General features: G+C 59.1%; 7 protein-coding genes. All 7 read left to right on the forward strand.

Annotation, left to right across the window (positions count from 1 at the left end; translation table 11 throughout):
* The first annotated feature begins 25 nt into the window (after window positions 1-25).
* The 7 genes from ODQ19_RS23325 to ODQ19_RS23355 all read left to right on the forward strand — a co-directional run bounded on the left by ODQ19_RS23325 (window position 26) and on the right by ODQ19_RS23355 (window position 16,496).
* Window positions 26-5,917, forward strand: a complete 5,892-nt coding sequence (locus tag ODQ19_RS23325) for an Ig-like domain-containing protein (protein ID WP_330211326.1) — start codon at window positions 26-28, stop codon at window positions 5,915-5,917.
* A gap of 59 nt (window positions 5,918-5,976) precedes the next feature.
* Window positions 5,977-7,476 (forward strand): TolC family outer membrane protein, encoded by a 1,500-nt coding sequence (locus ODQ19_RS23330; protein ID WP_330211327.1) that lies wholly within the window; start codon window positions 5,977-5,979, stop codon window positions 7,474-7,476.
* Entirely contained in the window at window positions 7,473-9,638 is a 2,166-nt protein-coding gene (locus ODQ19_RS23335) for a type I secretion system permease/ATPase (protein ID WP_330211328.1), read from the forward strand. Before ODQ19_RS23330 ends, ODQ19_RS23335 begins: the two co-directional genes overlap by 4 nt.
* 61 nt (window positions 9,639-9,699) lie before the next feature.
* On the forward strand, window positions 9,700-10,854 hold the full coding sequence (locus ODQ19_RS23340) for an HlyD family type I secretion periplasmic adaptor subunit (protein ID WP_116668795.1): 1,155 nt from the start codon (window positions 9,700-9,702) through the stop codon (window positions 10,852-10,854).
* 70 nt (window positions 10,855-10,924) lie between these two features.
* Window positions 10,925-12,094, forward strand: a complete 1,170-nt coding sequence (locus ODQ19_RS23345; protein ID WP_330211329.1) for an EAL domain-containing response regulator — start codon at window positions 10,925-10,927, stop codon at window positions 12,092-12,094.
* 133 nt (window positions 12,095-12,227) lie between these two features.
* Window positions 12,228-12,854 (forward strand): response regulator transcription factor, encoded by a 627-nt coding sequence (locus ODQ19_RS23350; RefSeq protein WP_065944100.1) that lies wholly within the window; start codon window positions 12,228-12,230, stop codon window positions 12,852-12,854.
* Window positions 12,855-16,496, forward strand: coding sequence for an ATP-binding protein (locus ODQ19_RS23355; protein ID WP_330211330.1), 3,642 nt, complete (start codon window positions 12,855-12,857; stop codon window positions 16,494-16,496). It abuts the gene before it with no gap.
* Window positions 16,497-16,773 lie beyond the last annotated feature (277 nt).

The following is a 16,773-nucleotide window of genomic DNA, read 5'->3' on the forward strand; positions in this document are numbered from 1 at the left end:
CGAAGTACCGTTGCTGGCTCCGCAGTTGGGCACTGTCGATCCAGCCACCGGCAACGTAGTAGTCACAGGCAAGCCAGGCGCGACCGTGCAGGCGCAGGACGCAAACGGCAAGCCAATTGGCAAACCAGTCACTTTGGACGATAAAGGCGAGGGCACTCTCACACTGCCTGGCAATGCCAGTGACCAAAAGGTCGGCGTGGTGCTCAATGACGGCACCAACCCGCCGCTCACAACCAACCTTGACGTGCCGTTGCTGGCACCACAGTTGGGTCCTGTCGATCCTGCCACCGGTCTGTTGCCGGTCATCGGCAAGCCAGGGGCCAGCGTTCAGCTGCAAGACAGTACTGGCGCCCCGATTGGTAATCCTGTCGTCCTGGACACCCAGGGCAACGGCACGTTGACGCTGCCTGCAAACACCGCTGGCGAAAGCGTGCAGGCTGTGCAGACGTTGGACACCATCACATCGCCGACCAGCCCAACGCTGGCCATCCCCACATTGACCCCTACCGTGGGCACAATCGACCCGCAAACCGGCATCCTCGAAGTGACGGGCAAACCAGGCGCGACCGTGCAGTTGAAAGACAGCACGGGCAAAACCGTGGGTACTCCGGTCACCCTGGACGCCGACGGCAAAGGCACGTTGCAAATCCCGACCACCCTGAGCGAGCAGCCTGTGGCGGTCACCCAGACCGTGAACAACAACGAGTCCCAGGCCACCGCTCCACAGAGCGTGCCGTTGTTGAAGCCAGAGCTGGGTGATGTCAACGCCGCCACCGGCGGGTTGACGGTTACCGGCAAACCAGGTGCCACCGTGCAGTTGCAAGACAGCACTGGCCAACCGATCGGTACTCCAATCGTCCTGAGTGACGAGGGCGAAGGCGTGCTGACGTTGCCTGCAAACACCTCAGGCGAAAGCGTGAAGGCCGTGCAAACGTCGGGTACAGCCACATCGCCCGCCAGCGACTTGCTGACCGTCCCCGTATTGACCCCCGTCGTGGGCACAATCGATCCGGAAGGCACCCTCCTGGTGCAGGGGAAACCGGGTGCCACCGTGCAGTTGAAGGACAGCACAGGCAGCACCGTGGGTACGCCAGTCACGCTGGACGCGCAAGGCCAGGGCTCACTGCAAGTGCCGACGACCCTGAGCGAGCAGCCTGTGGCGGTCACCCAGACCGTGGACAACATCGAGTCACCACCCACCACCGCGCTGACCGCGCCGTTGTTGAAACCCGAACTGGGTGATGTCAACGCCTCCGGCCAACTGCTGGTTACCGGTAAGCCGGGCGCTAGCGTGCAATTGCAGGACAGCGAAGGAGCACCGATCGGCGCGCCAGTGATCCTGGATGAGCAGGGCCAGTTCCTGATCACGCTGCCCAAGGAAGCCAGCGGCGAAAATCTGCAGGCCGTTCAAACCTCGGGCACTGTGCAATCGCCCGTCAGCAATACCGTGTTGGCGCCAGTGCTTGCGCCGGTTGTGGGCGCTGTCGATGACGCGAACAATCTAGTGAATGTTCAAGGCAAGCCGAACGCGACCGTGCAGTTGAAAGACAGCACTGGCCTGCCGATAGGCAACCCCGTGACCCTGAATGACCAAGGCGAAGGCCAGATCCCATTGCGCCCGCAATTGAGCAACCTGGATCTGACCGTCACCCAATTGGTCGACAGTGTCGAGTCCGGCCCTTCCGGCGTGGCGGTACCTATGCTGACACCGATACTGGGTCAGGTTGACGGAGGAACGCGAAGTGTCACCCTGGATGGTAAACCTGGGGCCGTGTTCCAGGTATTTAACGACGTAACAGGCGAGGTCTACGTTCGAGGTGTTTTCGATCCGGACGGTAAGGCAACGGTAACGCTACCCTTCAACGCCAGCGGGCAAAGCATCACCGCCAGCCAGGAAGACGCTGCTACCACCAGCCGCACGGGTGCGCTTGACGCACAGTTTGACAACCCGGCGCTGCAAACGGTCGAACCGGCCAAGCCGGCCAAGCGCTCAGAAAAGGCCCCATCGATTGAGGTTCCGCTGTTCGAGCCGAAATTGACTTTCAACGAAGACGGCACCGCCCTGGAAATCGTCGGTATGCCGGGTGGGCAGGTAGAGGTCAAGAACGCTGCGGGTGAAGTGGTTGAACGCCTCACATTGGGCAATGATGGCAAGGGCAATCTGGTCCTTTCTCCGGCATTGCGTGGAGAGTCGGTTAGCGTAACCATCAAGGATGGGCAGGAAGAATCGGCGACGGTACAGACTGCCATTCCTTTGCTCAAAGTGGTGTTGGGCCCGGTTGATCCAAAAACCGGCCTGACGGCGGTCGAAGGCAAAGCGGGCGCCAGCGTGCAGTTGCAGGACAAGGACGGCAAGCCGGTGGGGTCACCTGTGACGTTGGATGCCCAAGGCAAAGGCGTGATCTCGATCCCGGCCTCCCTTGGCGCAGAGACTCTGCAGGCGGTTCAAACCTTCAAGGAGGCCAAGTCGCCTGTCAGCGATGCCCTGGTGGTTCCGCTGCTTGCGCCAACGCTGGCATTTGATGCGGCTAAAGAGGAGTTGTCGGTCACTGGCAAACCGAACGCTACTGTTCAGTTGCAGGACAAAGACGGCAATCCGGTTGGTGCGCCGGTACAGCTGGACGCACAAGGCCAGGCCGTGATCAAGCTGCCCCAGGCTCTGGGCGGTGGGGAAGTGGGCGTGGTTGCCCAAGCGGCAGGTATTACGTCGCAGGCCGCGACGCTCGAGGTGCCGTTGCTGGCGCCGGTGTTCGGTGCTGTCGATGCGGTCACCGGGCAGGTGAGCGTAGAAGGTAAGCCCAACGCTGTTGTGCAAATCAACACCCCGGACGGCACAATCGTTCGTGTGCCTCTGGATGCAAATGGTAAGGGCAATGTGCTGTTGCCTTCCGGCGCGAGCGGTGAAGACCTCAAGGCGACGGTCAGCCTGGGCAGCCTGGAGTCGGCGCCTGCCACCCTGTCGGTGCCTGTGCTGGCGCCCCGTGACGCGGTGATCAATGACACCGGCAGCGCGGTAACGGTCAAGGGCAAGCCGGGCGAAATCATCAAGGTCATGGATGCCAGCGGCAAGGAGCTGGGCAGTGGCGTGGTCAACAAGACCGGTTCTGTCGAGATTGCCTTGAGCACTCCTCAGAAGACCGGCGCCATCTTGAGCGTGACGGCCTACGACGAGGGGAAGGCATCGCCAAGCGTTTCTGTCGTGGCGCCGTTTATCGATGCGGACCTGCCATTGCCACCTACCGACCTGAATATCAACCCCAGCGGCACTCGCGTGTTGGGCAAGGTCAAGCCAGGTGAAACGGTCAAGATCGTCAACCTCGAGACCCAACAGGATCTGGGCACGTTCGCAGCTGGGCCTGACGGTATGTTTTCGGCCAATATCCCCGCGCAGAATGGCGGTGACAGGCTTGCCATCAGTGCGGTCAAGGGTGACAAGGTGTCGGAGCCTGCGCTGTTGCTGGTACCCCTGAGCGCCGAAGACACGCCAGCCAAGCCTTTCGATGTGAGTGTGGACGCCACCGGCACCAACGTGCAGGGCAAGGGTGCGCCGAACACCATCGTATTGATCAAAGCGGCGGACGACACAACCGTGATCGCCAAGGGCATCGTCGGGCCGGACGGCACTTTTGAGGTCACTATCCCCGTACAGCCGGGCGGTCAACTGTTGAATGTCGCGTTGCAGAACAAAGATAAGGTGTCCGCTTCTGAATCGGTCATGACGCCGCACATTGCCTCCAATACGCCGACGGAGGTGCAAGTCGACGAAGCCGGCACCCAGGTGACGGGCAAGGGCAACACGGGCGAAACCATTCGCGTCAAGGATGCCCAGGGCAAAGAGATCGGTTCCGGGGTTGTCCAGCAGGATGGGACCTTTGTGGTCAACATCCCGAAACAGCCCAACGGCACCACCCTGGCGGTGACGGCACAAGGGCAGGGCGTGGAGTCCGCACCGGCCTATGTGAAAACACCGGTCACTGAGGTTGATCGACCTGCACAACCGGAAGCTCACCTGGATGCTGCTGGCACCCAGATCACTGGCAAGACCCTGCCGGGTGCGAGTGTGTCGGTCAAGGACGCCAACGGCCAGTTGCTGGCCGGGCCAATCGTGGCTGGCGAGGACGGGACGTTCGCCGCAACCATCACCAAGCAGCCTGCGGGCAGCAAGGTTTCGGTGGTGGCTGAATTGGCAGGCAAGGAGTCGCTGCCAACCGAACTGATTGCACCTCAGGTAGCAGGTGAGGCAATCCCGGCGCCGCTGAGCGCGATGATCAGTGCCGATGGCAAACTCGTTTCCGGCAAGGCCACGCCCAATACCAAGGTAGTGGTGAAAAATGCCGCAAGCGAGACCCTGGGCGAACAACCTGTCGATGCCGATGGCAACTATGAGGTGCCGGTAAAAGCACAGATGGGCGGGACAGTGTTGCAGGTGACTTCAGCGTCCTTGGATAACCAGTCCACCTCCACAGGCTCAGTGTCGGTAACGGCGCCTTATCAATTGGTGGCGGAACACAATGAGGTCACCGTCAGCCAGTTTATTGATCCAAACATCGCCAATCTGGAGCAGAACAAATCCTCTACCTTCGTCACACCGGTCAGCTCGGGCGTCAACAGCGTTCTTAACTGGTTCTCTAATACGTTGGGTGGCGGGGATCTCTTGCCTACTTCCGCCACTTATCACTTCGTTGTCAGTGACAGTGAGAAGGTCGACATTACGGTCAATAGCTCGGCACCGGTAAACGTTGATGTGGGCAACTTCAATGGCGTGAAGCTGGAGAAGTTGATCGATGGTAAGTGGGTTGACGTGCGCAGCAGCAGCGCAGGCGGCTTGGGCAACCTGTCGGTTCTGCCGATCCTGGCGACCAAGTCGGGTATTTCCCTGGCCTACGAAATGCCGGGTGAGTACCGGGTGACGGTCAATAACTTCGACATTTTGGGGGTCGGGGCCAAAACCTATACCACCAGCATTGTTCATACTTCGTTCATTGGTGGTTTTGCCAACAGTGCGATAAAGAGTGATCTGATTCTGCCAGCAGGTGCAACGTTGTTGAAGGTCAACGACACGACACTTGCCAATGAAGTGCGCACGGTGGTCAAAGGCCAGTTTGGTGACCTGAGCATCGGCGCCGATGGTCAAGCCACCTACAGGCAGAACAGCAATGCCACCCCTTCGGACCAGACCGAGACGTTCTCGTATGAGGCCAGGACTGCTGGGGGAGCCATTCTCACCTCGACCTTCCAAATTGATATCAAGGCGTATTCCGTCTCGGGTGATTTGATCGACAGTGATGATGCCAGCATCGTCAGCGTCGATGGCAAATCGGTGCCTTCGATCAATCAGGAAACCATTGCCGGTAAATACGGTGATTTGAAAGTCGCGGCGAACGGTGACTACACCTACACGCCAAAACTCAGCCTGACGGGTCTGAATGAAGTCGAGACCTTCTCGTATCAGGTACGGCACACGAACGGCGAGACGGTGACCTCCACCCTGGCGGTGAAGATTGCCGACTCCAAGCTCGTCACTGAGCTCAACGAGGTGTCGACCAGTGTGGCCCCCGCGCCTGATCTGGCGGCGCAACTCGCTCAGCCGGAAAGCCAGGTGGAGGCAGACGTCGACAGCGACACTGCACTGCCGTCGTTCAACCTGGGCCAGGGGCCAAACCTGGACGTCAACAAGCTGGTCAGCCTGCAAGCCAAGGACGATCCGGCCAAGCCTGCGTTGACGGTGACCTTGAACGACATCTTGCAAGCCGATGGCACGGTGTCGAAGTCGACATCTGCCTCGACCCTGGACTTGCCGGATTCGTGGAAACCCGATGGCGTCAAGGCGCCGCTGGATGGCCATGAGTATGTGCACTACATCGATGAAACGTCGAAGAAAGACCTCTGGGTCGAGAGTGGTGTTTCCGTCGTTTAAGTCGTAATGACAGAGCCCTGGGCCGTATGGCCCAGGGTTATTTTCCCTGAGTGTCAATTATGTTCCGGATATTCCATCCCCGGCGTGATATTGCCTGCCTGACGATAGCCTTATCGTTCAGTTCGGGCGGTGTGGTCGGGCAGGTCAATGCACCTTCTGTGCATGGCCAACCCCAAGATCAGGTTGCGCCTACCGTGCAACCGATCAAGAACAGTCAAGTGCAAGAAACGGTGCCCGCGCCATCCTTGGTTTCATTGATTGAAGCCGGGCAGTTTCTTCCACCTTCCGCTCCCCAACTGAGCGTGAGCAATTTGGCCACTGCGGGCACCGCGGCGCTGGATATGCGTGCGGCCGTGCGCCAGGCCATAACCTCGTACCCGGATATCCTGCGGGCGCGGGAAGGGGTCAATGAGCAAGTGCAGCGGGTAGAAGTGGCGCAGGCCGGCTACTACCCCAGGATCAGCGGTGGCGTGCGCAGCGGCTACCAAAGTGGTGTGCCTGGCAGTCACAGTGCCCAGGTCTTCGACGTCAGTGCCTCGCAGATGCTGTATGACTTCGGCAAGGTGTCCAGCGCCGTCGAGGCCAGCCAGGCCGGTGTCACCGAGCGCGAGGCAGACGTGCGCCTGAGTGTTGAACAGGTTGCCCTGAATACCGCACTGGCCTTTCTTGACGGCCAGTATTACCAGCGGTTGATTGCGATCACCCAGGACCAGATCGACAGCCTGGAAAAAGTCTCCGACCTGGCGCGCCAGCGTCTGGACATGGGCGCCAGTACCCGTTCGGACTATGTGCAAACCATGTCGCGTATTGAAGCTGCCAAGGTCACGGGCTTCCAGCATCAAGCCAGCCTGGCGCGCACGTTCGCCACATTGTCGAACCTGATCGGGCAACCTCGGGTCGAGGGCGTGTCCGACCATTTCCCGCGGGAACTGGAGCAGTCGTGCCAGCAGGTCGATGCCAAGATGCAGGACAACCCTGAGGTGCAGTCCGCCCAAGCGCGGGTGGCCCGGGCCGAGGCCGAAGTGAGCGCCGCCAAGGCTGCCGGGCTACCGACCCTGTCCCTGGAGCCAACATTCAGCCAACAGCTGGATGGCAGCCCTGGAACGGACCAGGACCGCAGCCGCTACAGCGTCTTCCTCAACGCGAGCATGCCGATCTATCAGGGTAATGCGATCCAGGCCGGCAAGGCGGCCAGCGAGCGGGCCCTGGCGTCCTCCCAGGCCGGCCTCGATACTGCCCGTTTGCGCGCGCGCCAGGAAATGCAGCAGTCGCAAAGCCAGGTGCTGAAGTTGCATGCCAGCCTGGGTGCCCAAACCGTGCGCGAAAGCACGATCAATGAAACGCGCGTGCTCTACCGCCAGCAATACCTTGAGTTGGGCACCCGGCCCTTGCTGGACCTGCTCAATGCCGAGCAAGAGGCCTATTTGTCGCGGGTCGAGCAGCAGACCACGCTCAATAGCCTGCGTCGGTTACAGATCAACTGCCTGTATAGCGCAGGCCATCTCAGTCAGGCGTTTGGTGCTGCCAACGACGCCACTTATCGTGAGCGTTTGCCATGAACCGCCGTGCCCAAGAACCCCTGCAAGCCAGCCCGCCATCTGTTTCCCCGCCCTGGCTGGAAATGTTGTTGCTCGTTGCTGGTCATTACAACCTGAGCTTCTCCCCCGAGGATGCGCGGCTGGCCGCCGCCTGGCAGGGCAGTGCACATTCCGATGACCAGCTGTACGCCATTGCCAAGCACTTGGGACTGTCGGTCAAGATTGATGACGAGTTACAGGCCGAAGACCTGACTCAATGGCGTTTACCGTTGCTGGTGCAATTGGCCGACGGCCAGTTGGCGCTGATCGAAGGCTTGCGCGCCGAGGACTCGCTGCAAGTGCGGCTCAGCGGCGACCATGGCCTGGCCACGGTGTTGTCGCGCCAGGAACTGCTGGAGCAGTGCCGCCGGGTCATCCTGCTGCGCCCGCTGGGTAATCGCGCCGACGTGCGAGTGGACGACTACATCAAGCCGTATGACAAAAACTGGTTCAAGGGCATCGTCCTGCAGGACTTGAAGTCCTATCGCTATGTGCTGTTCGCCTCGCTGGTTGCCAACCTGATGGGGTTGGCCGGGGTGCTGTTTTCCATGCAGACCTACGACCGGGTGATTCCTGCCGGTTCCATGCCGACCTTGTACGTCCTGTTTATCGGGGTACTGCTGGCAGCGGGTATTGATTTCACCATCCGCAACGCCCGTTCCCATGTCACCGACCTGCTGGGCAAGCGTGCGGACACGCGCCTGTCGGACAGGGTCTTTGGCCACGCCATCCGGTTGCGCAACTCGGCCCGGCCGCGCTCCACTGGTACCTTCATTTCCCAGGTTCGCGAGCTGGAACAGATTCGCGAGCTGATCACCTCCAGCACCATCACGGCGCTGGCGGACTTGCCGTTTTTCCTGCTGTTCCTCGGCGTATTCTGGCTGCTGGTCGGCCCGCTGGTGCTGGTGCCGCTGTGCGCGCTGGTGTTGATGGTCACCCCGGGTCTGTTGTGCCAGGCCAAGTTGGGGCGTCTGGCCAATGAAGCGTTGCGCGAATCCAGCCTGCGCAATGCCTTGCTGGTGGAAACCATCCAGGGCATGGAGGACGTCAAGGCGCTGCAAGCCGAGCAGAAATTCCAGCTGAGCTGGAACCACTACAACGCAACCACCGCCTCGGCGAACCTGCGGCTCAAGGCCTTGACCCATCGCTTGCAGTACTGGTCGCAATCGATGCAGACCCTGGTGTTTGCCGTGGTGATTTTCTTCGGCGCGCCGATGGTGATGGCCGGTGACCTGACCACCGGCGCACTGGTGGCGGCATCGATCCTCGGCTCACGCATGATGGCGCCGATGGCGCAATTGACCCAGGTGATCATTCGCTGGCAGCAGGCCAAGACCGCCCTGGCTGGCTTGGACAAACTGATGCAGTTGCCCACCGACCACCCCGAACACAGCCACAAAGTCCACCGTGCCCACCTGTACGGTGACTATGTGCTGGACCAGGCGGTATTCGCCTATGGCGACGACAGCCCGGTGCTGCAAGTCAGCCAACTGAAGATTCGGGCCGGCGAACGTATTGCCGTGCTGGGCCGCAACGGCGCAGGTAAGTCCACGCTGCTGCAGGCGTTGGTCGGGGGCGTGGATTCACGCTCTGGCCTGGTCAGCCTCGATGGCGTGGCGTTGCAACACCTGGACCCGGCAGACGTGCGCCGGGATGTGGCCTTGTTGACCCAGGACTCGCACCTGTTCCACGGCACCATCCGCGAGAACCTGAAACTGGGCGCGCCGTTGGCCGCTGACCAGGAAATGCTCTCGGCACTGGCCCTGACCGGCGCCGATGGGTTTATCAAAAAGCTGCCGACGGGCCTGGATCATTTGATTCTGGAAGGAGGGCTTGGGCTCTCCGGCGGCCAGAAACAATCGCTGTTGCTGGCTCGCCTGTTGTTGCGCCAACCCAACGTGCTGTTGCTGGACGAACCGACCTCTTCACTGGATGAAGGGGCAGAGCGCCTGTTTCTGCAAAACCTCGACCAATGGGCCCAGGGCAAGACCTTGCTGATTGCCACCCACCGCCTGGCGTTGTTGGAGTTGGTCGAGCGAATCATCGTCGTCGATGACGGCAAAATCGTGCTGGATGAACCCAAGGAGGAAGCGATCCGTCGACTCAGCGCCACTCATTCCAATGGAGCGTCTCAGCATGGCTGATGTTCACGAAAAACTGGCGCGGTTACGTGCCTATATACGCAATAGAAAACCACTGGAGGCCATGGACCCGGCCGATGACGCTGCGCTGCATCGCTCGACGCGGATCATCGGCAGCCTGGTGTTGATCGTGCTGATCCTGGGCACCTGGGCGTGGCTGGGGCGGCTCGATGAAGTGTCCAAGGGCGACGGCAAGGTAATTCCCAGTTCCCATGAGCAAGTCATTCAATCACTGGAAGGCGGCATCCTGGCAGAGCTTAACGTTGCCGAAGGTGACCTGGTGGAGCAGGGGCAGGTGTTGGCCCAGCTCGACCCGACGAAATCCGAATCGAATGTCGAGGAGAGTGCTGCGCGCTACCGGGCTGTCCTGGCCAGCGCCACACGGTTGCAGGCGGAGGTGGACGGTAAACCACTGAGTTTTCCTGACGAACTGCAGGCCTACCCCGAGCTGATCAAACGCGAAACTAGGCTGCATCAGGAGCGTATCAGCCGGCTCAAGGAATCCCTGGCTGGGGTGAACGATTCGCTCAGGTTGGTCGACCGTGAGCTGAAAATCACCCAGTCACTGGCCAAGACCGGCGCTGCCAGCAACGTCGAAGTGATTCGCCTGCAGCGTCAGCGCAGTGAGTTGCAACTCAAGGCTACTGAACTGCGTTCTTCCTATCAGGTGCAGGCGGGGGAGGAGTTGGCCAAGGCGCGCTCCGAGGTCAGTTCGTTGAGTTCGGTGATTCGTGGGCGGGAAGATTCGTTGACGCGCCTGACCGTCCTGTCGCCGGTTCGCGGCATCGTCAAGGGCATCGAGGTGACGACCATTGGCGGTGTCATTTCGCCTAACGGCAAGTTGATGCAGATCGTGCCGCTGGATGATCAGTTGCTCATCGAGACGCGCATTTCACCCAGGGATATCGCCTTCATCCACCCGGACCAGGCCGCCAAGGTGAAACTCACCGCGTATGACTATTCGATCTATGGCGGGCTGGACGGCAAGGTGGTGACGATTTCTCCGGACACCATCCAGGACAAGGTCAAGCCGGAGAACTACTACTACCGAGTGTTCATCCAGACGGACTCCAACGTGCTGACCAACAAGGCCGGTGAGCGCTTCGCCATTGTGCCGGGGATGATCGCAACGGTGGACATCAAGACCGGCTCCAAGACCGTGCTGGAATATCTGATCAAGCCGTTCAACAAGGCCCAGGAGGCCATGCGGGAACGCTGAGCCTGGCGTGGCTATTCAAACCTCTCCTTTAAAGTCGAATCGGTTGAAGAATATGTTTCCTGATTGTGTTGTGGTCATTGAACATCATGCGTTCCAGCGTGCCGTGCTGGTCAAGGCCCTCGGCAATCTGGGGGTTGGCAATGTGCTATCGGCCAGCGATGCCGAGCAGGCTATTGGCCTGCTGAAACAGCTGCCCAAGGTCGATATCGTTTTTTTCGACCTGGCCGACGGTTCGATCAACCACTCTGCGTTCCTGAAAGTGGCCGGCGAGTTGGGAAACGTCCAGACATTGGTAGCCTACAGCGAGTTGCAGGCTGATCTTTATCGCACCGTGAAGCAGATGAAGACGCTGTCGGGCCTGAAGTTGTTGGGCATTCTGGACAAGCCGCTGGACATGCAGGATTTGCAGCGGTTATTGGAAAATTTCAAGCTGCGCCATCATGTCTTGACGGCGCCCGACCTGTCGGTACCTGAACTGATCCCTGAAGACCAGGTGCGACACGGTTTGGCGATGGGGGCATTCGAGGCCTGGTACCAACCAAAATTCGATCTTGTCGAGCGTCGGCTGTTTGGCGTTGAAGCGCTGGTACGCTGGCGTCACCCCACACGGGGGATGTTGCTGCCCCGTGATCTGTTAGGCGCCGTACTGGCCTATGACTTGATTGATGAGATGCTCAAGCAACTGCTCGACCAGGGTATTGCATTGCTGCTGCAGTTGCGCGCGCAAGGTATTGACCTGGGAATGGCGTTCAACCTGACAGCCTCCCAACTGGTTCGAAATGACTTGGTTGACTACATTATTCAATGCTTGCAAGGGTATGGCCTGCCAGGTTCGGGCCTGACATTCGAAGTCGCTGAAAGCAGCTTGCTGGATCTGCCGGCATCGGCATTGGCAAACCTTCTGCGCTTGCGCGAGGCGGGGTGTGGGTTATCGATTGATGACTTTGGCCTGGGTTTTTCCTCCCTACGGTTGCTGGCACAGCTGCCCTTCAACCAGATCAAGCTCGACGGCGTGTTCGTTCAGGACCTTGCCAACCCGGGTAACCGGGCCGTCGTCGCCAGCAGTCTCGCGCTGACCCGAGCATTGCAGATGGACCTGATTATCGAGGGGGTTGGCAGCCAACCGGCGCTCGATACACTAATTGACCTGGGCTGTCATTTTGGCCAGGGTTTTCACTTGGCGGTGCCCATGCCCGGTGCTGACTTTTGCTGTTGGTTGGAACACTACCGAAACGGGTAGGGCTTGCTGGCGCAGTCAGGCCATTAAAATATTTCAGGCCTGTGTTTTGTCGACGTGAAACTGAGCTACCTTAATAGTTTGACGTGCCGGTCTCGCAGATGCTGTTCCTTATGCTGATGAAAAAGAGGTTTGTATGTTGAAAGCATTAATCGTCGACGACCATCCGTTTATTCGCTCGTCTGTAAAAATGCTCCTCAAGGCCGGGCAGGTGGAAGTGGTGGCCGAAGCCGAGAATGGTGTCGAGGCGGTTTATCTGGCTCGCAAGCACGTGCCGGACTTGATCGTGCTGGATATTTCGATGCCGCTGCTCGACGGCTTGGAGGTCATCAGTCGCATTTGCGCCTTGGACCTGCCGATCAGAATCCTCGTGCTGACCTCGCTGGACGCGACCTTTTATGCCCATCGCTGCATGACCATCGGCGCGTCCGGTTATGTCTCCAAAAGCGATGATCTTGAGGAACTCATGCGTGCAGTCAAAGTGATTCGCGAGGGCTTCAGTTATTTTCCGGTGCTCTCCAACAGCTCGGTGCGCCCGGTCGATAACCAGACGCCTGAGCATGAGCTGATTCAGCAGTTGTCCAATCGCGAACTTGCCATTCTGCAGCAGCTTGCCCGTGGTTACAGTAACAAGGAGATCGGTGACGCTATGTTGTTGAGCAACAAGACGATCAGCACCTATAAAACTCGGTTGATTGAAAAGCTCAAGGTCAAGTCCGTGGTCTATCTGGCCGACTTTGCCAAACGTCATCACCTGATCTGAATGAGGCGCCTGTCGGGTTACTTCATTTTTTTTCTTTGTTTGGGAGTACTCGGCCAGTCCCATGCCGCCCCGCAGGCCTTTGAGTCGTTGACCTTGCTGGGGCGCGAGCCTACCGCTGATTTTGACGTTGAACTGCAGAACCATGACTGGCGGTGGCTACGCACTAAAAAGGTCTTGGTGATCGGTACAGCGCGCAGCGATCCAGCACCCTTGGTGGTGTCGTCCGACCCTGCCGATTTCGAGGGGGTTACGGCTGATTATGTCGGGCTGCTGGCTGCTGTGTTAGGCGTTGATGTTCAGATCCGGCGTTATGACAACAGGGACCTGGCCCTGCAGGCACTCAAGGCTGGTGAGCTGGACTTGCTGGGCTCGGCCCGGGAGTATGAAGCCGCGCAAGCAGGGTTAGTCATGTCGCGTGCCTACATCCTCGATCAGATGATGCTGGCAACCAATCGCGGCTCGGTCAGCGATGTGCAGCAAGACCTTGCCGGCGAGCGGCTGGCCATGTCCAAACACTACGTTGAGCCTTCCGCTATCCGGGCGCTTTATCCAAAAGCAAAGATCGAACTCTACCCCTCGGCGCTGGAGGGTATCAGTGCGGTTGCCTTTGGTCAGGCGGATGCATTCGTGGGCGCGGGGATCACATCCAGCTACCTGATTGGGCAAAACTTCTACACCGATCTGCATCTGAGACCATCAGCCGATAAAAAGGTCAGCGGTGTCGGTTTTGTCTTGAATGCCGACAACAAGCAGTTGCTGCGAGTGCTCAATCAGGCGCTGAACGCGATTCCCGCTGCCGAGAAGCAGTCGATTGCGCGGCGCTGGAGGTTGCGCTCCACAGCCGGAGAGGGCTTTGACCTTGGCTTTACCCCGCAAGAGGAACAATGGCTGGCAGAGCATCCTAAACTGCGGGTGGCGTTGATTGATGGCAACCCGCCATTAACCTTTTTTGATCAGAATGACCTGCTGTGTGGCCTCAATGCCGACCTGTTGGAGAAAATCAGCCAGCGAACCCACCTACAGTTCGAGGTGGTTCGTGCTGGCTCGTTTGATGAGCAGGCTGACCTGTTGAGCAAAGGCAAGGCTGATTTTTCGCCCACGTTCCAGCATGACCAGCGCCTGGGAGAACTGCGCTATACCCGGCCGTACATGAGCAACCCAGATGTATTCGTCAGCCGTGTTGGCGAGGCAGAGCCCAAAAGCCTGGAAGAGATGTCAGGCAAGCGCCTGGTCGTCAGTCCCGGCAGCTATTGGGCCGCCTATGTTCGCCAGAATTACCCGGACATTACGCTGATGGAGGCCGGCAGCCGTGCTGACCAGATGGCGCTGGTTGCACAAAACAAGGCGGATGCCACGCTCAGCATCCTGCTGGCTTCGCGGTATATGATCTCCACGTTCTACCGTGACCGGTTGCGCATCACACGTACTATGGGTGGTGAACACCCGGCTCAATTGCGACTGGCGACTGATCGCAGATCTTTTGAACTTCACTCCATCCTCGACAAAACACTGCGCAGTTTTTCCCGCGAAGAGCTCGACGACCTGTCCGATCGCTGGCGTGGCGAAGTCATGCTGGACAATCGCGGTACCCAGGCCAGCCAGCGGGCTTTTCTCAAGTGGCTGGCAGTGGCTATAGGCCTGTTGCTCGCGGCGGCGGGCTGGATCATTTACCTGCGCCGCCTGATTCAGCGACGTGCCGCTGCCGAACATGCGTTGAAGGAACAGATGGACTTCCTGCATGTACTGATCGACAGCTTGCCTCACCCCATCTACGTTCGAGACCGACAGGCCCGAATGCTGCTGTGCAATACGCGTTACCTTAAAGCGGTTGGGCGTACCGATGAGGAGGTGATCGGCACTGTGCTCACTGCTGACGTGGGCATCATGCCAACGGACAACCTTACGTTCGAACAGCAATACCGCGAGGTGATGGAGGCTGGTCAGGAGCAGATTCAGGACCGTCAGTTGGTGCTGGCCAACGGGCAGACGATCGACGCTTATCACTGGGTGCTGCCATTTTGCGATAGCAGCGGAGAAGTCAAAGGGATCATTGCCGGGTGGATCGATATCAGTGAGCGCGCACGCTTGCTCAGCGAACTCAAGGAAGCCAAGCACGAGGCCGATGGCGCCAACCGGGCGAAAACCACGTTCCTGGCAACCATGAGCCATGAGCTGCGCACGCCGATAAACGCGGTGGTCGGAATGCTGGAATTGGCGATGAAAAAGGCTGATCAAGGCATTCTCGACCGGTTTGCCATTGAAGTGGCCTCCAGCGCCGCACGTGCGTTGCTGGAGCTGATTGGCGACATTCTGGATGTGGCGCGCATCGAATCCGGGCGTTTGACCTTGACCCCTAAGAGGGCTGCCCTCAAGGAAATGGTGGAGGAGGTGGTGCGAGTGCAGGGCGCCAGTGCTCGGCTAAAGCAACTGCCGCTGGTTCTGGAGTTCGATGAGAGTGCCAACCGCGATGTGTTGATCGACCCGATGCGGTTCAAACAGGTGCTGGCAAACCTGCTGAGCAATGCTATCAAATTTACCGAAAAAGGCGAGGTGCTGGTCAGCGTCAAGGCGACACTCGACGAAGAAAATCAGCAGATGAATATTCAGTTGCGCGTACGCGATACTGGCATCGGCATCAGCGCCGACGACCAGTTGAAACTGTTTGCACCCTTCACCCAGGTTGGCAGTCAGAGCCAGTTGACTGTCGGCGGATCGGGGTTGGGCCTGACCATCAGCCGTACGTTATGCACGATGATGGACGGTGAGTTGAAGCTGAGCAGTGTGCCCGGTCTTGGCACGCAAACCGAGGTGCTGTTGACGTTACCCATCCTGGCCCCATTGCCCCGCAGCCAGCCTGAGCCAACCGAGCTGTTGCCTGCCAGCGAGTTGAGCATTCTGGTAGTTGATGACTACCCCGCCAACCGCTTGCTGCTGCTGCAACAACTGAGCTATCTGGGGCACAGCGTTAAAGACGAGCAAGATGGCGCCCACGGCTTGCGCACCTGGCGCAGCCATCCCTTTGATGTGGTGATCACCGACTGCAATATGCCAGTGATGAATGGCTATGAACTGGCCAAGGCGATCCGTGACGACGAGGCGGCCTCGGGCAAGCCGCCGTGTCTGATCCTGGGCTTCACCGCCAACGCGCAACCCGACGAGGTCGACCGCTGTCTTGCTGCGGGCATGGATGACTGCCTGTTCAAACCCATCAGCATGAAGGATCTGGCCGCACGCTTGTCGGGGGTTGAGTCGTCATTTGAACCGTTGCCCGATAACGATGACGTGACGCACTTGGACGACGAGATCGACCTGGTCAGCCTTGAGCAACTGACCTACGGGGATCAGGCGTCAATCCGCAGCTTGTTGCAGGACCTGCTCAGCAGTAACGAGGAGGATCAAGTACGGCTGCTCAAACTCTTCAGCCAGAACGACCTGACCGGGCTGGCCGACCTGGCCCATCGGGTCAAGGGTGGCGCGCGCATCGTCAAGGCAAAGCGCTTGATTCACTGTTGCGAGCAGCTGCAGATAGATTGCGACGGGCACGATGCCGCACGTTTGACCCAATCAGTGGATGCACTGCACCAAACGATGGACGCGCTGAGGCAGGTGTTGACGCAACGGATCGCCCAATCCGTCGACTGACTGATTTTGGGCGCGGAGACAGGACTGTAAGGTCTCTGACCTAAATTGCTCTCCGGGAAATTTCCTACATTTCGGTCAGGAAAATCCCAGGATAATTTCGGCTCAAAGAACAGAGATGACCTCCCGCCTACCGAATCCGCTAGGGAGCGACCCCATCTTTCATTGACGGTGCCGAAGCAATGCACCCGCAACGTTAATGAGTTTGCGTCATGGATGACCTGAATACACCTGCTCCCTTGGGGAGCAGGCGTTGAGGTCCATCAACATTGTTTGAGTG

The sequence above is a fragment of the Pseudomonas sp. AM4(2022) genome (assembly GCF_036346515.1).
GTDB lineage: Bacteria > Pseudomonadota > Gammaproteobacteria > Pseudomonadales > Pseudomonadaceae > Aquipseudomonas > Aquipseudomonas paracarnis.